General features: G+C 60.5%; 18 protein-coding genes. 8 read left to right on the top strand and 10 right to left on the bottom strand.

Translation table 11 applies throughout. The features are described from left to right. The first annotated feature begins 133 nt into the window (after positions 1-133). Positions 134-3,841 (top strand): CHASE domain-containing protein, encoded by a 3,708-nt coding sequence (locus ALTERO38_RS15165; protein ID WP_159968888.1) that lies wholly within the window; start codon positions 134-136, stop codon positions 3,839-3,841. A 93-nt stretch (positions 3,842-3,934) separates the two neighbouring features. Further along, positions 3,935-6,076, top strand: coding sequence for an EAL domain-containing protein (locus tag ALTERO38_RS15160; protein WP_102835646.1), 2,142 nt, complete (start codon positions 3,935-3,937; stop codon positions 6,074-6,076). A gap of 15 nt (positions 6,077-6,091) precedes the next feature. On the opposite strand, the gene ALTERO38_RS15155 is transcribed toward ALTERO38_RS15160, so the two are convergent. From ALTERO38_RS15155 to ALTERO38_RS15145, 3 genes are all read right to left on the bottom strand, one after another. Then, the gene (locus ALTERO38_RS15155) at positions 6,092-7,012 is read right to left on the bottom strand and encodes an acyltransferase (protein ID WP_102835647.1); all 921 of its coding nucleotides are present in this window, start codon (positions 7,010-7,012) and stop codon (positions 6,092-6,094) included. Positions 7,013-7,136: 124 nt separating this feature from the next. Beyond that, positions 7,137-9,233, bottom strand: coding sequence for a phosphate acetyltransferase (gene pta, locus ALTERO38_RS15150; RefSeq protein WP_102835648.1), 2,097 nt, complete (start codon positions 9,231-9,233; stop codon positions 7,137-7,139). 100 nt (positions 9,234-9,333) lie between these two features. Beyond that, entirely contained in the window at positions 9,334-10,521 is a 1,188-nt protein-coding gene (locus tag ALTERO38_RS15145) for an acetate kinase (RefSeq protein WP_102835649.1), read from the bottom strand. 241 nt (positions 10,522-10,762) lie between these two features. On the opposite strand from ALTERO38_RS15145, the gene ALTERO38_RS15140 reads away from it, so the two are divergent. The 4 genes from ALTERO38_RS15140 (at position 10,763) to ALTERO38_RS15125 (ending at position 13,737) form a co-directional block, all read left to right on the top strand. Then, a complete protein-coding gene (locus ALTERO38_RS15140) occupies positions 10,763-11,248 on the top strand; it encodes a peptidylprolyl isomerase (RefSeq protein ID WP_102835650.1) in 486 nt (161 codons plus the stop codon). Between the two features lie 101 nt (positions 11,249-11,349). Then, positions 11,350-11,832 (top strand): glutathione peroxidase, encoded by a 483-nt coding sequence (locus tag ALTERO38_RS15135; RefSeq protein WP_159968887.1) that lies wholly within the window; start codon positions 11,350-11,352, stop codon positions 11,830-11,832. 138 nt (positions 11,833-11,970) lie between these two features. Beyond that, positions 11,971-12,567: a TetR/AcrR family transcriptional regulator gene (locus ALTERO38_RS15130; protein ID WP_159968886.1), complete on the top strand. Its 597-nt coding sequence runs from the start codon at positions 11,971-11,973 to the stop codon at positions 12,565-12,567. A gap of 60 nt (positions 12,568-12,627) precedes the next feature. Next, positions 12,628-13,737 (top strand): NADH:flavin oxidoreductase, encoded by a 1,110-nt coding sequence (locus tag ALTERO38_RS15125; RefSeq protein ID WP_102835652.1) that lies wholly within the window; start codon positions 12,628-12,630, stop codon positions 13,735-13,737. Positions 13,738-13,799: 62 nt separating this feature from the next. Here ALTERO38_RS15125 and ALTERO38_RS15120 read toward each other — a convergent pair whose 3' ends face one another. The 4 genes from ALTERO38_RS15120 to ALTERO38_RS15105 all read right to left on the bottom strand — a co-directional run bounded on the left by ALTERO38_RS15120 (position 13,800) and on the right by ALTERO38_RS15105 (position 16,087). Next, the gene (locus tag ALTERO38_RS15120) at positions 13,800-14,411 is read right to left on the bottom strand and encodes a flavodoxin family protein (protein WP_159968885.1); all 612 of its coding nucleotides are present in this window, start codon (positions 14,409-14,411) and stop codon (positions 13,800-13,802) included. A 55-nt stretch (positions 14,412-14,466) separates the two neighbouring features. Then, a complete protein-coding gene (cysZ, locus tag ALTERO38_RS15115) occupies positions 14,467-15,225 on the bottom strand; it encodes a sulfate transporter CysZ (protein WP_159968884.1) in 759 nt (252 codons plus the stop codon). A 212-nt stretch (positions 15,226-15,437) separates the two neighbouring features. Further along, a complete protein-coding gene (locus tag ALTERO38_RS15110; RefSeq protein ID WP_148926713.1) occupies positions 15,438-15,797 on the bottom strand; it encodes a HopJ type III effector protein in 360 nt (119 codons plus the stop codon). Further along, positions 15,794-16,087, bottom strand: a complete 294-nt coding sequence (locus ALTERO38_RS15105) for a DUF1244 domain-containing protein (RefSeq protein WP_102835656.1) — start codon at positions 16,085-16,087, stop codon at positions 15,794-15,796. Before ALTERO38_RS15105 ends, ALTERO38_RS15110 begins: the two co-directional genes overlap by 4 nt. A 148-nt stretch (positions 16,088-16,235) precedes the next feature. Between ALTERO38_RS15105 and ALTERO38_RS15100 the strand changes: the two genes are divergently transcribed. Beyond that, entirely contained in the window at positions 16,236-16,607 is a 372-nt protein-coding gene (locus tag ALTERO38_RS15100; protein WP_218581730.1) for a sensory rhodopsin transducer, read from the top strand. A gap of 9 nt (positions 16,608-16,616) precedes the next feature. On the opposite strand, the gene folX is transcribed toward ALTERO38_RS15100, so the two are convergent. From folX to ALTERO38_RS15085, 3 genes are all read right to left on the bottom strand, one after another. Further along, complete coding sequence (gene folX / locus ALTERO38_RS15095) at positions 16,617-16,991, bottom strand: dihydroneopterin triphosphate 2'-epimerase (protein WP_159968883.1); 375 nt, start codon at positions 16,989-16,991, stop codon at positions 16,617-16,619. Positions 16,992-17,007: 16 nt separating this feature from the next. Further along, complete coding sequence (gene folM / locus ALTERO38_RS15090) at positions 17,008-17,718, bottom strand: dihydromonapterin reductase (RefSeq protein ID WP_159968882.1); 711 nt, start codon at positions 17,716-17,718, stop codon at positions 17,008-17,010. A 133-nt stretch (positions 17,719-17,851) separates the two neighbouring features. Then, a complete protein-coding gene (locus tag ALTERO38_RS15085) occupies positions 17,852-18,487 on the bottom strand; it encodes a PilZ domain-containing protein (RefSeq protein WP_159968881.1) in 636 nt (211 codons plus the stop codon). 233 nt (positions 18,488-18,720) lie between these two features. Here ALTERO38_RS15085 and ALTERO38_RS15080 point away from each other — a divergent pair, with 233 nt between their 5' ends. Further along, positions 18,721-19,173 carry a flavodoxin gene (locus ALTERO38_RS15080; protein WP_159968880.1) on the top strand — a complete coding sequence of 151 codons (453 nt, stop codon included), beginning with the start codon at positions 18,721-18,723 and terminating at the stop codon, positions 19,171-19,173. Positions 19,174-19,202: the final 29 nt, after the last annotated feature.

The following is a 19,202-nucleotide window of genomic DNA, read 5'->3' as shown; positions in this document are numbered from 1 at the left end:
TCGTCGCGGCTTTGCTTGTGCCATTTTGGTGGCGTCAGCTTTATAGCTTTTTATCGCTTCAATTGAACCTCTGAGCGATCCACGACTCTGAAGCTCGTGACAGCGAGCCATGTAGTGGCACTGAGGAGGTCGAATGGATGATCGTTCCGCTCTCCATTCTCGTAAGCCTTGGCTGCCATTGGTAGTGACGCTGGCCCTGATGGCGGGGCTCGGAGGATGGGTCGGCTGGCAATGGCATGTTCAGGAAATGCGCGTGCGCGCTGAGCAGGCCCAGCGATTCAACCTGGCGGTCAATGACGTCGAAAGCACTCTGCGTGAGCGTATGCGCGCGTACGAGATGGTCCTGCGCGGACTGGCAGGGCTTTTTGTCGGCAGTGATGAGGTCAGTCTGCAGGATTGGAATCGAGCTTCCGATCAGCTTCAGCTTCAGGATTTCTACCCCGGTATCCAGGCCATTGCGCTCGCTCGCTATGCGCGCGCGGACAACCTCGATTCGACCCTTGCTGAAATTCGCGAGAGCGGTCGCGGTGATTTCCGCATGTATCCCCGAGGTGAACGCGGCGATTACCTGATCGTCGATTTCATCCATCCGCTCGACTGGCGTAATCGGCGTGTGTTGGGTTACGACATGCTGAGTGAAGAGACGCGCAGGGAAGCCGTTATGGCGGCGCGCAATATCGGCACCCCTATGCTCACTGGGCCGGTGCGACTCAAGCAAGAGACAGAGCAGAATGCCCAAGTAGGGATCTTGTTGTATCTGCCGCTTTATCGCGCCCGGGCGCCAATTACGACCTTGGAGGAACGGCAGGAATCGTTTGCAGGAACGCTTCATGGCGCTTTTCGGCTGACCGATCTGATGGAAGGGGTATTGGGCTCGCGCAGCAAGCTGTTTCAATTGCAGCTCTTCGACGCCGCTGCCCCGAACGAGCCGTTGCTGGTCGGGCGCGCTCCGGTGAGTAAAGATGCAAGCTTCCATCGCGTCCGCAATATCTACATGTACGGCCGCAGCTGGCAGTTGGAAGTTGCCAGCACACCGGAATACGAAGCCATCCTCAATCGGGTTGGGCGGGCGTTCAATCTTGCGGCGGCGCTGACCGCAGCTGCTTTGTTCTCTATCTTGATTGGCGGCTACCTGTATTTGCGCGAACGAACCCTGCGCAGCAGCCAGGCGCTCGGCGCCCAGCTTCAGGAGCGTGAGGCGTGGTTTCGTCAACTGATCGAACAGCTGCCGGTAGCCACTGTGTTGTGTAGCGATGAAGGACGCATAGAGCTGGCCAACCAGAGCGCCGCTGCGCTGCTGGGCAGCAGTGCGGGATTGCTCGCCGGTGAGCGCCTCAGTCACTACATTCCTTCAGCTTTCCAGAAGGCGGCGGACGGGAATCTGCTGGACGCCAATCAGCAAGAGAGCCAAGCCCTGCGGGAAGATGGCACTCCCGTACCTGTTTCGCTCAGTCTGACCAGTTTCAAGCGCGACAAGACCGTTCACCACCTGCTCAATCTGGTGGACTTGCAGCAGCGCAAGCGTGACGAAGAGCGCTTCCGTAATGTGGTCGAAGCCTCGCCGAATGCTTTTCTGCTGTTCGATCAAGAAGGGCAGATCGTAATGGTCAACCGTCAGACCGAGTTGCTGTTCGGCTACAGCCGACAAGAGCTGTTGGGTCAGCCGGTTGAAATGCTGATTCCCGAATCGATGCGCAAGATCTATATCGAGGTGCGTCACCGGTTTGGCCAGTCGCTCGAATCACGTCGCCTGGGTGAGAATCGCGAACTGTTCGGCCGCCACAGGGATGGCCATTTATTGCCCGTGGAAGTCGGCCTGTCGCCACTGCGCAGCGGAGAAGAGCAACTGGTGCAGGCGGTGGTGATCGATATCGCTCACCGCAAAGCCGCGGAGCGGCGTCTACGGGATCAAGCAAATGAGTTGATGACCGCCAACCGGTACAAATCCGAGTTCCTCGCCAACATGTCGCACGAGCTGCGCACGCCGCTCAACAGTATTCTCATCCTGAGCGATCAATTGAGACAGAACGCGGCGAGCAACCTGACCGAGAAGCAGGTTCGCCACGCCGACATCATGCATCGGGCCGGTCATGATCTGCTGCAACTGATCAATGACGTGCTTGACCTGGCCAAGATCGAAGCTGGCCACATGCAAATCAAGTCGGAACCGCTCGACATCGGCGAGTTGCTGGCGGAGCTTATGGCTGCACTGCAACCGATGGCCGATCAGAACGGACTATCCCTTACTAGCCGGATCGACCCTGAGGTTCCGCCGTCGCTCGTCAGCGACCGTGCACGGCTCCAGCAAATCTTGCGCAACCTGGTGACCAACGCCTTGAAGTTCACCGAGCAGGGCTCCGTTGATATTCACGTGAGCAGCCGGCCGGCCGAAAGTCCTGGCGACGAAGACATGCTGCAGATCTGCGTGACTGACACCGGTATCGGCATCGCCGAGGACCAACACGAACGGATCTTTCAGGCGTTTCAGCAAATCGACGGCTCAATCAGCCGCCAATACGGCGGCACGGGGTTGGGGCTCGCTATTGCGCGGCAGCTCGCCGAGGTGCTGGGTGGCGGGATCCGTCTTACAAGTTCGCCGGGGCAGGGCTCCAGTTTCACCGTCGAGCTGCCCTTGAAAGCGTCTGCGACAGCCGAGATTCGGACGCTGCGGCCCATGCAGCGCCGTGGTCAGGGTGGTGGTCTGCTGATTGTCGAGGACGATGTCGATTTCGCCTCGGTAGTGGCCGAGGTGGCACAGTCCCACGGTTTTTCCAGTGTCATATGCGGTACTGGGCAAGAGGGGCTGGATGCACTCGCTCACGACAGCTTCGCGGCGGTGATCCTGGATGTTCTGCTTCCTGATGTCAGCGGCTGGCAGATACATCGGGCGTTGCGAGCCGACCCCAAGCATCAGGACACGCCGGTATATATCATTTCTTGCGTGCCTCAGCCGCAGGGCTGGTCGGATGACGGTTCACGCTACTTGCTCAAGCCCGTGGCCCAGTCGGAGCTGGAGCGCCTGTTTGTCGATCTGTCGCGGCAGGAAGGCAATTCGACTCGGTTGTTGCTGCTGGAAACTGATCCGGAGCGGCGCCGTCAACTGCGTGAATATTTCGAGCGGCTCGGTTACCGGGTCAGCGAATGCCAACGCAGTGAAGAGGCCCGACTGGCCTATGCAGAGCACCGATATGCAGCGCTGATCGTCGACTTCGATCTCTCAGGCGAAAGCGGGCTGGAGCTGCTCGATGCGCTTGACCGCCTGCGCTCGCTCAAAGACGTCCGGGTGATCCTGACCAGTCGAGATACGTTATCGGAAAAGAATCTGCAGCGGCTTAAGCGTTATTCGGCGGTTGCGTTGTCAAAAACAGAAGGAATTGAGCATATGGAAGATGCACTTAAGCCCGGCGGGGTTGATGCTGCTGCTTGGGGAATAGGCGAACTGGAACATCCCCTGCTAGGGCAGCGGGTGCTGTTGGTGGATTCGGACGTGCGGGCGATCTATGCCGTCAGTGCGTTGCTTGACGAGCAGGGGTTGCAGGTGGTGCCCGTCACAAGCTGTGCCGAGGCGCTGGAACGCTTCGATCAAGATGCGTTCGATCTTGCGTTGGTGGATCTGGCGATGCCGGATAACGGCGGCCCCGCCCTGATACATCAGCTCAGAAACGACTATGGTTGTCAGGTGCCGATTGTGGCAATGGCAGCCGGCTCTGATACGGCTGTGACAGAGCAGAGGCTTCCGGCCGGTGCCGACGACATCCTGTTCAAACCGGTCGACAGCGCCCGGCTGGTCGAACTGCTGCGGCGTCTGGAGCGTACTGATGGCCCCCATGCAAGTCCGTAAGGAGAAGTGTGTGACGCATCGATCAAGCCGAGCTGGCGTCCCTGTCGGCGCAGGTAGCGGAAGCCGCATTACGTTGTACTGGGAGCTTGGCTGATGGCGTGGTCGCAACCCCAATCTCAGCCTCGGACCCGTACATTGTTGGTCGTCGATGATCGCGAAGCGAACCTGGTGGCCATGGAGGCCTTGCTCGGCGACGGTGACTGGCAGGTCCATACGGTTAATTCTGGCGAAGCCGCACTTCAGGCCCTGCTCGACCTGGATGTCGAGCTGGTGCTGCTGGATGTGCAGATGCCCGGCATGGATGGGTTCGAAGTGGCGCGCCTGATGCGCGGCAGTCCGCACTCGCGCTACACGCCGATCATCTTTGTCTCGGCCATCGCGCACACCCGTGAGTCGGTACTGCGAGGTTACGCCACGGGTGCGGTTGATTTCATTCTCAAGCCGTTCGATCCGCAGGTGCTCAAGCACAAGATCAATACGCTGCTCAGTCATGAGCACAATCGGCGTGACTTGCAGGTCCTCAGCCAGCAGCTCGACAGTGCCCGCGCGTTCAACGCATCGGTGCTGAGCAATGCCGCCGAAGGAATTCTGGTGGTGGGTGAGGACGGTTTCATCAACTTCGCCAACCCGGCGATTGCCAAAATGCTGCACACCAGTGTCGACGATCTGCAGGGGACCGCACTGATCAAGCATCTGGCGTCGCCGCAGATGCCTCAGTCCTGGCGCGACACCGATTTCTACCAGCATTGGCGTAGCGGCAGCACCTACCGTCTTCATGAAGCGCAGCTGTTCACCGCCAACGGCGACACGCTGCCCGTGGCCTTGTCGTCATCGCCATTGCCTCGTCAGCAGCGCTCAATGGTTGTCATCGCCCTGGATATGTCCGTGGTGCGCAGTCTTCACGTGCAGCTGGAGACCCAGGCGGTAACCGACTCGCTGACCGGCCTGCTCAACAGACGTGGCTTTCATCAGGCACTGGATTCGGCGCTGGCGAGGGTCGACCGGAACGGCAAACGCATGGCCATCCTCTACATCGATCTCGATGGCTTCAAGCGCATCAACGATTCGCTGGGCCACGATGCCGGTGACGAGATCCTCTGTCGCGTGGCGCGCGTGCTCGAGGCCTGCATGCGGCCCTACGACATCATTGCGCGGATGGGCGGAGACGAATTCACCGCGCTGCTGGACTCGCTGGACCACCCGGAAGATGCCGCCAAGGTCGCCGAGAAGCTCATTGAGCTGATTTCGGTTCGACATACCATCGAAGGGACCGACGTGACGCTCGGCGCCAGTATCGGCATCGCGCATTTCCCGGATTGCGGCCAGAGCGTCGAGGAGCTGCTTCGCTCGGCCGATATGGCCATGTACGAGGCCAAACGCAACGGTCGGCAGCAATATCGCTTCTTCTCCGGTGAGATGAATGGGCGGGCCCATGCGCGCCTGATGATGGAAGAGAATTTGCGCAGCACCATCGAGCGCAATGGTTTCGCCTTGGCTTACCAGCCACAGGTCGTGCTCGAGACAGGCGAGTTGCGAGGCTTCGAGGCCTTGCTGCGCTGGAATTACGCGGGGCGCGGTGCGGTCGAGCCGAGTGTGTTCATCCCCTTGCTGGAAGAGACCCGGCTGATTGATCGGGTCGGCGAGTGGGCACTGCGTGAGGGGCTGGCTCAGTGCCGCGACTGGCGTGAGCGATTCGGTGACAAGCTGGTGCTGAGCTTCAACGTCAGCCCGGTGCAGTTCGGCCGGGCCGGATTGATCGACGAGTTGCGACGCCTGCTCGATGAGTATCAGCTAGATCCTCGCCAGTTGGAGCTGGAGGTCACCGAAGGCGCACTGATGCAGGATCTGGAGCAAAGCTGCGACAAGCTTCGGCAGTTGCGTGAGCTGGGCGTGAGGGTGGCGGTGGATGACTTCGGCACCGGTTACTCATCGCTTGCCTACCTGCGCCATTTCGATCTGGATACGCTGAAGATCGACCGCCTGTTTATTGCCAATATGCTTGATTCGCCACGCGATGCCGCGGTGGTCAGCACCATTATCGATCTGGGCCGAAATCTGGGGCTGGAGGTGATCGCCGAAGGCGTTGAAACCCTGGCTCAGCGTGAGTGGCTGATCGCCCACGACTGCCAGGTGATGCAGGGTTTTCTGGTCGCGCCAGGACTGGCCGTAGAGGACGCGTTGGAATTTCCGCGGTCAATCGACTGGCTACAGCTGGAACATCGACAGGCCGACTAGTGTCGGCCGGTCGGGTTAGCCTGAAGCGCCATCGCGAGGCGGGTATTGCCGGTGTAGCTTTTCGAGTTCGGCATCCTTGTCGCTCCAGAGCTCATTGACCCACTCCTGAAAGCTCAGCCGGTAGGCCTCGTCCTGATCGTAGCTGCGGTGCAGGAACTCGGCAGGGATCGGCTGCGTGCCAATGCGCATGACGACTTGACCTATCCGACCGCAGAGCAGGTCCCAGAAGCTGGGATTGCCGCCCGGGTAGTGGATGGTCACGTTGACTAGCGAAGTCAATTGCTCGCCCATGGCATCGATCACGAAGGCTATGCCGCCGGCCCTGGGTTTGAGCAGGTAACGGTAGGGCGATGCCTGCTCAGTGTGCTTGTCCTCGGTGAAGCGAGTGCCTTCAAGGAAGTTGAACACCGACACCGGGTTGGTCCGGTAGCGCTCGCAGGCCTTGCGGGTGGTCGCCAGGTCCTCGCCGCGCTTTTCCGGGTACTTTGTCAGGTACTCCTTGCTGAAGCGTTTCATGAAGGGAAACTCCAGCGCCCACCAGCACAGACCGATAACCGGCACCCAGATCAGCTCCTGCTTGAGGAAGAACTTCAGGATCGGCATTCGCCGGTTCAGTTGGTATTGCAGCATCAGGATGTCAGCCCAGCTCTGGTGATTGCTGGTAACCAGATAAGAGTGCTGCAGGTCGACCTTGTCGAGTCCCTGTACGTCCCACTCGGTGCGGCGCACCTGGTCCATCCAGAAGCTGTTGACCGCCATCCAGGACTCGGCGATCCAGTGCATGCCAAAGCGCAATGCTCGCTGGATACGCGGGATGGGCAATGCCAGCTTGAGCAGTGATAGCGCAAAGAGCGGCCAGCACCAGAAGAGGGTATTCAATGCCAGTGTCAGGCCGGCCAGGACGCCCCGGAGCGGGGCAGGAAGGACGCTCAGCATCGATTGGGTCTTATGTCCGTCAATAAAGGCGGCAAGAGTACCGATTGCGGGCTGAACTGCAAGGCCAAAAAGTAGTGCTAGAGATTGCGAAGCGCCCGGCCAGCTGGCCGGGCGCGAGGTGCCATCAGGCCTTTTGGTTATCGGCCTGCAAAGCGGTCAGCGCGATGGTGAACACGATGTCGTCTACCAGAGCACCGCGGGACAGGTCATTGACCGGCTTGCGCAGACCCTGCAGCATCGGGCCGACGCTGATCACGTTGGCACTGCGTTGAACCGCCTTGTAGGTCGTATTACCCGTGTTGAGGTCAGGGAAGATAAACACCGTAGCCTGACCGGCGACCAGGCTGTTGGGCGCCTTTTGCTTGCCGACGCTGGCGACCGACGCAGCGTCGTACTGCAGCGGACCGTCGATTGGCAGGCTGGGGGCGCGCTCCTGGGCGATGCGAGTGGCTTCAGCAACCTTTTCCACCTCGGCGCCGCTGCCGGACGTGCCGGTGGAATAACTGATCATCGCCACGCGTGGGTTTACGCCCAAGGCGACTGCAGATTCGGCGCTCTGCAGGGCGATCTCCGCCAGCTCGGTGGCGTTCGGGTTCGGATTCACCGCGCAGTCACCGTAGACCAGTACCTGATCCGGCAGCAGCATGAAGAACACCGAAGAAACCAGGCTGTAGCCAGGTGCAGTCTTGATCAGCTGCAATGCCGGGCGGATGGTATTGGCAGTGGTGTGCACGGCGCCGGAAACCAGGCCGTCCACTTCGTCGAGCGCCAGCATCATGGTGCCAAGTACCACGGTGTCTTTGAGCTGCTCACGCGCATCGTCCGGAGTCAGGCCCTTGGCCTTGCGCATTTCGCACATCGGCTCGACGTACTGGTTGATGATCAGTTCAGGGTCGAGAATTTCCAGGCTTGCCGGCAGCTGGATGCCTTGCTCGCGCGCAACGGCTTGGACTTCTTCCGGCTTGGCCAGCAGCACGCAGCGCGCTATGCCACGTTCCTGACAGATCGCTGCGGCGCGAATGGTGCGAGGCTCGTTGCCTTCCGGCAGAACGATGCGCTTGTTTGCCTGCTGGGCGCGCTTGACCAGCTGGTAGCGAAATGCCGGTGGCGACAGTCGCAATTCGCTGCGCGGCACGCTGAGGCGGGTATGCAGGAGTTCGGGTTGCAGGTGCTGCGCGATGAAGTCGGTAACCTGGCTGGCGCGCTCGATGTCGTCCGCTGGGGTCTCCTTGTTCAGCCCGAAGAGATTGGTTGCCGTATCGTAGGAACCTGTCTGCACGGTCATCACCGGCAAGCCGCCATCGAGCGCTGCTTTGCACAGCTCGAGAATGCGCGGGTCCGGGGCAAAATCGCTGCAGAGCAACAAACCTGCGAGTTTGACGCCGTTGAGCGAAGCCAGGCTCGCGGCCAGAATGATGTCGTCGCGGTCGCCCGGGGTGACCACCAGAACGCCTGGCTGCAGGAGCTGCACCGTATTGGGGACGGCGCGGGCGCAGAGTACGATCTTGTCGACGCGACGCTGCTCCGCTTCACCGGCATGAAGCACCTTGGCGTCGAGCAGTTCGGCGATGTCGCGCGTCCGCAAAGCGTTGAGTTTGTCGGCGAAAGGAATTGCGCCAAGCAGCTGGAAATCTGCAGTGCCCAGCAGGGGCAGCTGCGCCTTGAGGCCGTCGATGAAGGCGGGCGCGCCGTCGTCACCCTTGACCTTGTTGAGAATCACGCCCAGCACTTTCGGGTCCTTGGCGCCACCGAACAGTTGGGCCTGGATCTCGATGCGCTCGGCCAGACGCTTGAGCGTGTCACTGCCTTGCGCTGCAATCAGAATGACATCCGCGTCCAGGCTTTTCGCCAGATGGGTGTTGATTCTTGACGTGTGGTTGAACTCACGCGTCGGCACCATGCCTTCGACAATGACCACGTCCTTGCCCGCGGCAACCTCCTGATAGCGGCTGACCACGTCCTCGAGCAGCAGGTCGAGTTCGCCATCGGCCAGCTGACGCTCGACCTGCTCCAATGGCAACGGCTCGGGCGACAGGATATTCAGGGTGCGTTCTACCAGAACGCAAGAGCGTTCACGGCCTTGATCGTGGGGGAAGGGCTGGGCGATGGGCTTGAAGAAGCCAACCTTCAACCCGGCGCGCTGGAGTGCGCTGATCAGGCCGAGGCTGATGGAGTTGAGGCCGCCGCCAAAACCGCAGGGGGCGAGGAATAAGGTATGCATGATGATCTCCTATCGGGCGAAGGGCGATGCCAAGTAGACGAAACCCGACGCCGTTTGCGGTCGTCGGGTTCGTTCAGTGCGTCTAACCGTCGGCGCGCTATCAGGCGTCGAGCAGCGCCAGTGTGTCCAGCGCGATTTGACGTTCTTCGTTAGTCGGTACCACCAGCACGCGGGGGCTGCCTGCCGCCTGGATTTCCCCGCCGACACCCCGCGTGCAGCGTGCGTTGGCGTCTTCGTCCAGCTTGAAGTTGAACAGTTTCAGGTGTTCGAGGGTGCGGGTGCGCACAGCCGTCGAGTTCTCACCGATGCCGCCGGTGAAAATCAGTCCGTCGAGTTTCGGCAGCGCGCAGGCCATGCTTGCCAGGGACTTGGCCAGGCGGTAGCAGAAGACTTCGAACGCCAGGGTGGCGCCGGGATGCCCAGCAACCCGGGCTTCCTGCAGCGTGCGCAGGTCATTGGACAGTCCGGACAGACCTTTCAGGCCGCTGTCGTGATTGAGCATGCGATCGATCTGCTCCAGGCTCCAGCCCAGGGTGCGGTTCAGGTAGCTGTGTAGGTTAGGGTCGACATCACCGCTACGAGTGCCCATTACCAGGCCTTCCAGCGGGGTCAGGCCCATGCTGGTGTCACGGCTTTCGCCATTGACGATGGCGCAGGTCGAGCACCCGTTGCCCAGGTGAGCCGTCAGCCAGCAGCTGTCATCGACCGGAAGTCCAGTCATCTCGGCGGCACGCTTGCTGACGTAGTTGTGGCTGGTGCCGTGGAAACCGTAGCGGCGGACGCTGTGTTCTTTGTAAAGGAATTCCGGCACGGCGTAGCGGAACGCATGCTCCGGCATGGTCTGGTGGAAAGCGGTGTCGAACACGCTGACCTGCGGCAGGCCCGGGAACAGGGCCATGGCTGCATCAATTCCGACCAAGTTGGCTGGGTTGTGCAGTGGCGCCAGCTGCGCGCTGTCGCGAATTGCCTTGAGCACCGGCTCGTCGATCAGGCTGGAGCCGGTGAAGTGTTCGCCACCATGGACCACACGATGGCCGATCCCGTCCAGCTTGCCGCCTGCGGCCTCTTGAGCCACCGGCAGGAGTTTTTCGAGTGCGGCACGGTGATCAGCACCCGGAATGTTCAGGCTCTGCTTGGTGTCCCCCAGCTGCCAGTGCACGACGGCTTCCGGGGTGCCGAGACGTTCGGCCAGGCCCTGCAGGGGGAAAGTCGCTTGGGCTTCGTTGACCAGCGCGAATTTGATCGACGAGCTGCCGCAGTTAATCACCAGGATGTTTCGAGCTGACATCGGTGCTCCTTGGATGCGAAATTAATTGTTGAAATAGGTCGCCTACATTTACAGGCGTGAATTCTTGCACACCTGATGGGGCAGCGATGCTCTCCAAAGGTTGTATTTGGTAGCGTCCTACGCATGACTTCAGGCTGTTTTTGCTTGCTGCCGATGGTCCCCTAAATCGTGCGGCGGTTCGCAATCAATGCAGGTCGCGGTTAGACTTTGCCTTACATCCCCTCAACAAAGGTTTCGCCTCATGCAGATTGCCGCTAACAAGGCTGTGTCAATCGACTACACACTCACCAACGATGCGGGTGAAGTGATCGACAGCTCGGCCGGCGGCGCGCCGCTGGTCTATTTGCACGGTTCGGGCAACATCATTGCCGGTTTGGAAAAAGCCCTGGAGGGCAAGCAGGGTGGTGACGAGGTGAAGGTCTCCATCGAGCCGCAGGATGCCTATGGCGAGTACAGCCCGGAGCTGGTCGCTACGCTTAATCGTGCGATGTTCGAAGGCGTCGATGAACTGGAAGTGGGCATGCAGTTCCATGCGTCCGGCCCGGACGGAGGAATGCAGATCGTCACCATTCGTGATGTCGAAGGCGACGATGTGATCGTCGACGGTAACCACCCTCTGGCCGGTCAGCGCCTCAACTTTGAAGTGAAGATTGTTGATGTACGTGAAGCCAGCGACGAAGAAATCGCTCATGGCCATGTGCATGGTGAAGGTGGTCACCAACACTGATTGGCGCCCGCAGGCGGCTGGTCAGCGAAAGCCCGATTCGATCGGGCCATGGAAGCGCTTCGGTTCTGCCGGAGCGCTTTTTTACTCTGGAGTAGAGACACATGAGCGCGTTTCACGAGTTGGTTCTGCCCGGCCTTGCGGGCCAGGAACTTCCCCTGGCGCCGTTGAAATCCCAGGTGACACTGGTGGTCAATGTGGCTTCCGAGTGCGGTCTCACGCCTCAATATGCAGGTCTGCAAACACTGCATGAACGTTATCAGGATCGGGGTTTCGGCGTGCTGGGCATTCCCTGCAACCAGTTCGCCGCTCAGGAGCCGGGCGGCGACGCGGACATCCTGAAATTCTGTGATGAGAACTACGGCATCACGTTTCCCATCAGCAGCAAGCTCGAGGTCAATGGCTCGCAGCGTCACCCGTTGTATCGCCTGCTGGCGGGCGAGGGCGCTGACTTCCCTGGCGACATCAGCTGGAATTTCGAGAAGTTTCTGGTGGGCAAAGACGGACGCGTGTTGGCGCGCTTCTCCCCGCGCACGGCGCCGGATGATCCAGCGCTGATCCAGGCCATCGAAAGCGCGCTCGCCTGAGCGCGCCATCTCCGTTCAGGGTTGTTTGGCGTTCGCTGACCGCTCTTCTGAAAAACCACCATCGCGACAGAACTGCACGGCAATAAGCGCCGTGGATGATGGTGTTCGTCCTAGACGACCGGTCATATGCTCGTCGTCATGAGCAACCAAGCCCGCAACGACAAGCGTGACCTGATCCTGGCCAAAGGGGCTCAGGTGATGACCCGTCGTGGTTATCACGGCACCGGCGTGTTGGAGATCGTCCAGGCAGCCGGCATCCCCAAAGGGTCCTTCTACCACTACTTCGCCAGCAAGGAAGATTTCGCCCTGCAGGCGCTTGAGCATCTTTATCAACCGCGGCTTGAGCGTTATCAAGCAGCGCTGCTCGATGCTCGGCAGAGCCCGCGGGCACGGGTTCTCGGTTACTACGCTGAGGTCGTGGCTCATTTTTCGCGGCAGGAATGTCCCGAGTATCACTGTTTCATCGGCAGTTTGAGCTTTGAGATGGCCGAGCTTTCGCAGCCCATCGGCCAACAGGTCGAGGCGATCCTGATGCGTTCGGTCCAGCTGTTGGCTAGCTGCCTTGAGCAGGCGCGCTCGGCCGGTGAGGTCGATGCCGACACTGACTGCCTGGCGCTGGCTGAATTCATCGGCAATGCCTGGGAAGGCGCCTTGCTGCGTATGAAGGTGGGCCGCAGCGCAGCGCCATTGAGCATTTTTTTAACCCAGCTGGAGCGTCTGCTGACGCCCCGCTGATTTTTTTTGGTGATCGGCGAGACGACCGGTCGCTTTTGCTTCAAGTCAAAGGAGACAGCAATGACCGCAGCCGTGAACGCCCTGTTCCAACCCTTCCAACTCGGTAGCTTGCAACTGCCGACCCGTGTCGTGATGGCGCCGATGACCCGTTCTTTCTCGCCCAACGGCGTGCCAACCGCGGACGTCGTCGAGTACTACCGTCGTCGTGCCGCGTCGGGTGTAGGGCTGATCATCACCGAGGGCACCACGGTCGGGCACAAGGCCTCCAATGGCTATCCGCAGGTGCCGCGCTTCTACGGCGAAGCTCCGCTGGCCGGCTGGAAGGCCGTGGTCGATGCTGTACACGCCGAAGGCGGCAAGATCGTTCCGCAGCTATGGCACGTGGGCAATGTTCGCCACGTGGGAACCGAGCCGGAGCCGGAAGTGCCAGGTTATGGCCCGATGGAGAAGCTTAAGGATGGCCAGGTGGTTGTGCACGGCATGACCAAACAGGACATTCAGGACGTGATTGCGGCCTTTGCTCAGGCCGCCAAAGATGCCCAGACCATCGGCATGGATGGTGTCGAGATCCACGGTGCGCACGGCTACCTGGTTGATCAGTTCTTCTGGGAAGGCAGCAATCAGCGCACCGACGAATACGGTGGCAGTCTGGCCAATCGCTCGCGCTTCGCCATCGAGCTGATCGAGGCGGTACGTGCCGCGGTAGGTCCGGATTTCCCGATCATCTTCCGCTTTTCCCAATGGAAGCAGCAGGACTACACCGCGCGCCTGGTCACCACGCCCGAAGCGCTGGGCGAATTCCTCGAGCCGCTGTCTGCAGCGGGCGTGGACATCTTCCATTGCTCGACGCGCCGGTTCTGGGAGCCAGAGTTCGAAGGTTCAGAACTCAATCTCGCTGGCTGGACCCGTCAACTGACTGGAAAACCCACCATCACCGTCGGCAGCGTGGGGCTTGATGGCGAATTTCTGCAGTTCATGGTCAAGACTGACAAGGTGGCGCAGCCGGCCAACATCGAAGGCTTGCTGGAGCGTCTGAACAAGCAGGAGTTCGATCTGGTCGCAGTAGGGCGCGCGCTCATCTGCGATCCGGACTGGGCGTTGAAAGTGAAGGAAGGGCGTATGCAGGACATCCTGCCCTTTAGTCGTGAAGCGTTGAAGACGCTGGCCTGACAGGTCACCCGACCTGCAGCTGCAAAGAAGCCATCCTCGCGATGGCTTTTTTTTGCGCAGCGTTATTGCGAGGCGCCCGGGTAACCGGCCTGCTTGAGCAGCTTGGCCATGTGCACGGCGTTGCGCGCCAGCATGGCATTGGTCTTGCCAATTTTCTCGCCGGGGTCTTCCACATCCTTGTAATCCGTCGACCCCATTGCCGGCCCGACCCAGTAGGTGCAGCCGTTGGCAGGGATGGTGAAGCCTACGTCGTTCAGTCCTTGATAGAGGCTGGCGACCACATGATGGGCGCCATCTTCATTGCCTACCACCGCGACGCAAGCGACCCGCCCGTAGGACACCATCCGCTGCTCGTCATCCACTTCACCAATGAACGCGTCCAGGCGCTCCAGTACGCGCTGACAGACACTGGCTGGATGGCCAAGCCAGATCGGCGTGCCAAGAATCAGGATGTCCGCCGCAAGAACCTTTTCCCTGATCATCGGCCAGTCGTCACCTTCGCCTTCGTCTGATGTCACGCCCGGCTTGATGTTGAAGTCCACGGCGCGGATCTGCTCGCAACTGACGCCGAGCTTTTCAAGCTCGCGCTGAGCTTGGCTCAGCAGCAGGCTGCAGGACGATTCTGCGGGCGATGCCTTGAGGGTGCAGTTGATTGCGAGTGCGGTAAGCGCCATTGCGAGTCTCCCTGTGTGAAGGTGTTCAGATCTAGACACCTCTACCTCTCGCAGTTCACGAATCGACGGTCGTGGGCATGGTCGACTTACCGCCTTCACGCACCCAGAACAGCGTTGCGGCTGCCACAGCTGCCGGCATGATCAGCAGATTGACGAAGGGAATCAGCAGCGCTGCGTAGGTCACCGCGCCGAGACTCAGGCTCTTCCAGCGGCGCTGGCGCAGCCAGACCATCATTTCGGCCCAGCTCAGCTTGTTGTTGTCCGCTGGATAGTCGATGTATTGCACCGCCATCATCCAGACGCCGAACAGCAGCCACAGTGGCGCCGCGACCAGATTGACCACTGGAATAAATGAGAGCACCAGCAGCGCCAGCGCCCGAGGTGCAAAATACGCCAGCTTGCGTGCCTCGCGTCCAAGGGTCCGCGGCAGCATCGCCAGCAGTTCGCTCCAGCTGAACGGCGGCGCGCTGTCGACGCCGCGCGCCACGGTTTCCACCTTTTCGGCGAGAAAACCATTGAACGGCGCGGCAATGATGTTGGCGAGTATGGTGAAGGTGAAGAACACAATCAGCACCACCAGTACCACGAACAGAGGCCAGATGATGTATTCGAGGAACATCAGCCACTCGGGGAGGTTAGGCATGAAGGCGTCGACCCAGCCGCCGAATTGGCGCACAGCGAGGTAGATCAGGCCGCAGAACAGCAGCAGATTGACAGTCAGCGGCAGAATGACGAACAGCCTGAGTCCTGGGCTGAGAATTAGCTTCAGACCTTCACGCAGGTATTGGGGGCCGGATAGGGCAGCGAGGGGCATTGGCGATACTCCGGAAAGGACGGTCCGGACCTTACCGACTTTGACGAGGTGGGAAAAGCGGCATAGCAGTCGATAGTCCAGCGCTATGGGGCCGATCCGCTTTAGGTAATGGCCAAGCGTTGCGCTTGGCCATTAGGCTAGCCCCGAACTCTCCTTTTGGTTTTCAGGGCCGTCCGCTTCAAGCCTTCCCCAAGTGCCTGGCCGGCCCTTTTTTATTTCTCTTCGAAATTCACCGGCTTGCGCCTGAGCGGCTGTTGATCAAAACGTACGCCCGGAAGCCCGGTATCCATCAGCGCGCGAATGTTCTGGTGGTCGGTTCCACTGGGATTCTCCAGCACCGACTGATAGTGCTCGCCGAATGCCAGCAAGGCTTCTTCAGTGGTGAATCCTTCCAGCACGGCCAGCCCCAGCGTTTTGCAGGAACCCTCGTTCTGGCCGGCGGCGTTTTCAATGCCGCCATTGAAGAAACGGGTTGGCTGATAGTCGTAGGCGCTGGTGATGAATGCCAGCGTCTCGCTGAAAGGGTGGTTTCGGTTGCGCAGGCTGGCGCGAAAGTCCCTGAGGCTGCTCATGTTTTCTGACCCTTGTCGAACGCAGCCTGTTGCTCTGGCGTCGCGTCCTTCTGATAGCGTTTCTTCCATTCCGCGTAGGGCATGCCATAGACCTCTTCGCGCGCTTCGTCGAGGCTGACTTCGATGTCCAGGTCGTCGGCGGCGGCCTTGTACCACTTGGACAAGCAGTTGCGGCAGAAGCCGGCCAGGTTCATCAGATCGATGTTTTGTGCATCCGGTCGGCTGCGCAGGTGCTGGACCAGGCGGCGAAAGGCAGCGGCTTCGAGTTCGGTGCGTTCTTGCTCATTCATTTTCAAAGGTCTCGGCGTTGCAGACGTGGGCGGGATCATAACCTCGACGCAGGTCCTGGGCCAGCGAGCGACGGGGAACTTTAGCGGCATGAACCGTCTCCGCTAAACAGGATGGCCAGCCGGTCATCAAGCTGAAAGGAGATTGGATGTGATTGGGAAAAAGCATTGGGTGATAGCCGAAGGTTACCTGCCGGCGCTGGGGCCCAAACCCGATGAGCCGGCACTGCGCAGCCACGAGACGGCATGCATTCTGAACGCCGGCCCGCTGGAGGCCGTGATCGAGCTGACGCTGTACTTCGCTGACCGCGAGCCGGTCGGACCATATTCCATACGCGTCCCGGCGCGGCGAACCTTGCACCTGCGCTTCGATGATCTGCAGACGCCGGAGGCTGTGCCCCGTGAGACCGATTACGCCAGCGTGTTTATCTCCAACATACCGGTGGTCATTCAGCACACGCGGTTGGATGCGCGCAGCGGTGACCGGGCGCTGATGACAACCCTGGCCTACGGCAGCGACTGACGCGGGCGGTCAGTCACGATGAGCGGCGAGGGTAATCGATACCGATTCGGCGAAACGAAGAGCGTGCGGTTTGTCCACTTCGACCTCGGCGTAGCGCACTTGCGGATGCGCCATGACCAGGTCGACTATCTCCTGGGTAAGTCGCTCGAGCAGGGCGAAGCGGTTGTCCTCGACGTGCTGGATGATCGCCTTGGTAATGGTTCGGTAGTTCAGCGCATGGTCGATATCGTTGTCGCGCACGGCATCGGCTGCCGGATAAAGGATGGTCAGATTGATCAGGACGTCCTGCTTGTTAAGGATTTCCTCTTCCTTGATACCGATGAAGGTACGTAAGCGCAGGTCTTTGACGCGGATGCGCGCCATGGCGGGTTCCAATCGGGGCATGGGATTCCTTGGCCTATCAGATCAGGTGGCGGCCACCGTTCACGCTCAGCGTGGTGCCGGTGACATAGGGATTATCCAGCAGATAACGCAGGCTCTGGTAGACCACCTCGGCACCGGGCTCGATGCCCAGGGCGGACTTGGCAAGCGCCTTGCGCTGGTAGACCTCGTCGTCGCCTTCGTTGAACTGGATCAGCGCGGGGGCTATGCCGTTGACCTTGATCGCTGGCGCCAGTCGGGCTGCGAACGACAAGGTGAGGTTGTCCAGCCCGGCTTTGCTGGCCGCATAAGCGATGTGCTTTTTGCTGCCGACACGGGTGACATCGTCACCGATATGGATGATGTCTGCCGGACCACCATGCTGCAGCAGTTCGGTGCAGTGAAGGTTGATCAGGTAAGGCGCGAGCATGTGCACCTCAAACATGCGCTGGAAGGTCTCAGCTTCCTCCCCCGGTGTTTCGGGGAGCCAGTCCGACGCGTTGTGTACGATCGCGCGCAGGACGCTGGTGTGCTGCTTGAGAGCAGCGATAAACGCCAGTATGCCAGTGGCGGCGGAAAAGTCGGCATGCAAGGTCACGGCGCCGCGTTCGCGAAGCCGAGCCAGGCTGGCGCGTGAGGTGCGGTAGCTTACGATTACCGGCTGGCCCTCATCAAGCAGGCGCTCGGCGCAATGAAGGCCGATGCGCTGGCTGGCACCGGTAATCAGTATCGGGGCCGTCGGCTGAATCATGCTGGGATACCAGGTGGAAGAATGGTCGCGCTGCCTTTGCAAGGCTGCAGTGCCGGCCAGCTTACACCAGGGGGCGCAGCGGCCCTATCTCGTCGGCCGCATCATGCACGGGAAGGCGGAGCCAACGGCCCGGTTAAGAGCTCTCGGGCATGTCGACGGCGAGCTCCGGCTGCAGGTCGGGATGCAGGCGCTGGTGTTGCTCGTACAGATAGGAGCGGATGCGTTCGGCATCCTTGTCCTGCGGATATGCGACTTCGTAAGCAGTCATACCACCTTCGGCATGGCGAATCCGGTGCGCGTTGATCTGAAAGGAGTCCTCTCCCGGTAATGCCAGGCGCATATGCAGGTGTTTGGGGGCCCGGTGTTTGGTTCCAGCGTCCACCAACAGGCCGTTTGGAGACAGCTCGTGGACACTCAGCGCGGTCTCGTTGCCGTCATTGGAGAGCAGTGGCAGCGGCTCATCCAGATGCAAGCGCCAGGCGCGCAGAACCGGTCCGCGCTCGTAGATGGTCGGAGGCGCCAGTTGTAAATGGACCGTCTGGAACTCGTCCTGCTTCAGTTGCAGCGGGAACGACATGCAATATTCGTCGAGCTCGGCTTCGAGGGTCAGGTTTGCCTTCGCGGCCAGTTGTAAAAGCAGGCCGTTGGCCTTTTCACCGCCGTCGACGCGAAAGCCTGCCCGCGTTTCGCCTGGCTCCGTTGAGGAGCCACTGACGAGTTCATTGATGTAGGCCAGTTCGGCGCTGGTCAGATTCACTTTGTTCGGCATCCCGATTTCCCTCTCAAGGGCATGGGCAGAACCTGTCTGTCATGCCTAGTCGCTCCAGAACGTGGCATGGACCTCCGCGAGATCCTCTGCCAGGACGGCTTTGCGACCACGCGCTCGCGAACTAATTCCCTTTCGCCCGGCGGCAGTACTCTAGTGAGTGTAGAACCGCAGGGGCGGGGAGTATGTGTCGGATGCGGCATAATGCGCGGCTTTAACTCGAAACGGAGCGCATCATGAAAGTCGCCATTCTCTCCGGTACGGTCTACGGCACCGCTGAAGACGTTGCCCGACATGCTGTTACGGTACTCAACGCGGCGGGCTTCGATGCCTGGCACGACCCTCGCGCGCAACTTGCGCAGGTGTTGGACTTCGAACCGCAAGCACTGCTGGTGGTGACTGCCACCACCGGAATGGGCGAGTTACCGGACAGTTTCGTCCCGCTGTATACGGCGATCCGCGATCGGTTTCCGGCCTGGCAGGGCTTGCCAGGCGGGGTGATCGCGCTGGGAGATGCCAGCTATGGCGAAACCTTCTGCGGTGCCGGGGAACTGGTTCGGGAGCTGTACGCTGAGCTGGGCGTGCGTGAAGTACAGGAAATGCTGCGCCTTGATGCCAGCGAAACGGTCACGCCGGAGACCGATGCCGAGCCCTGGCTGGAAAGCTTTGCCGCAGCTCTGCGTGGCTGACAGGCAGGCAATGCCGGCAGTCGTCAGGC

It is taken from the genome of Pseudomonas sp. 9Ag (assembly GCF_902506445.1).
Classification (GTDB): domain Bacteria; phylum Pseudomonadota; class Gammaproteobacteria; order Pseudomonadales; family Pseudomonadaceae; genus Stutzerimonas; species Stutzerimonas stutzeri_AB.
This window is presented reverse-complemented; position numbering and strand designations above follow the sequence as displayed.

Bases quoted from the DNA above. Each gene is read 5' to 3' on its own strand.
- cysZ (WP_159968884.1), bottom strand. From the start codon at position 15,225: ATGCCCCTCGCTGCCCTATCCGGCCCCCAATACCTGCGTGAAGGTCTG.
- ALTERO38_RS15080 (WP_159968880.1), top strand. From the start codon at position 18,721: ATGAAAGTCGCCATTCTCTCCGGTACGGTCTACGGCACCGCTGAAGAC.
- ALTERO38_RS15145 (WP_102835649.1), bottom strand. From the start codon at position 10,521: ATGTCAGCTCGAAACATCCTGGTGATTAACTGCGGCAGCTCGTCGATC.
- ALTERO38_RS15085 (WP_159968881.1), bottom strand. From the start codon at position 18,487: ATGCCGAACAAAGTGAATCTGACCAGCGCCGAACTGGCCTACATCAAT.
- ALTERO38_RS15105 (WP_102835656.1), bottom strand. From the start codon at position 16,087: ATGAATGAGCAAGAACGCACCGAACTCGAAGCCGCTGCCTTTCGCCGC.
- ALTERO38_RS15165 (WP_159968888.1), top strand. From the start codon at position 134: ATGGATGATCGTTCCGCTCTCCATTCTCGTAAGCCTTGGCTGCCATTG.
- folM (WP_159968882.1), bottom strand. From the start codon at position 17,718: ATGATTCAGCCGACGGCCCCGATACTGATTACCGGTGCCAGCCAGCGC.
- ALTERO38_RS15110 (WP_148926713.1), bottom strand. From the start codon at position 15,797: ATGAGCAGCCTCAGGGACTTTCGCGCCAGCCTGCGCAACCGAAACCAC.
- pta (WP_102835648.1), bottom strand. From the start codon at position 9,233: ATGCATACCTTATTCCTCGCCCCCTGCGGTTTTGGCGGCGGCCTCAAC.
- ALTERO38_RS15135 (WP_159968887.1), top strand. From the start codon at position 11,350: ATGAGCGCGTTTCACGAGTTGGTTCTGCCCGGCCTTGCGGGCCAGGAA.
- ALTERO38_RS15140 (WP_102835650.1), top strand. From the start codon at position 10,763: ATGCAGATTGCCGCTAACAAGGCTGTGTCAATCGACTACACACTCACC.
- ALTERO38_RS15160 (WP_102835646.1), top strand. From the start codon at position 3,935: ATGGCGTGGTCGCAACCCCAATCTCAGCCTCGGACCCGTACATTGTTG.
- folX (WP_159968883.1), bottom strand. From the start codon at position 16,991: ATGCCCCGATTGGAACCCGCCATGGCGCGCATCCGCGTCAAAGACCTG.
- ALTERO38_RS15120 (WP_159968885.1), bottom strand. From the start codon at position 14,411: ATGGCGCTTACCGCACTCGCAATCAACTGCACCCTCAAGGCATCGCCC.
- ALTERO38_RS15125 (WP_102835652.1), top strand. From the start codon at position 12,628: ATGACCGCAGCCGTGAACGCCCTGTTCCAACCCTTCCAACTCGGTAGC.
- ALTERO38_RS15155 (WP_102835647.1), bottom strand. From the start codon at position 7,012: ATGCTGAGCGTCCTTCCTGCCCCGCTCCGGGGCGTCCTGGCCGGCCTG.
- ALTERO38_RS15130 (WP_159968886.1), top strand. From the start codon at position 11,971: ATGAGCAACCAAGCCCGCAACGACAAGCGTGACCTGATCCTGGCCAAA.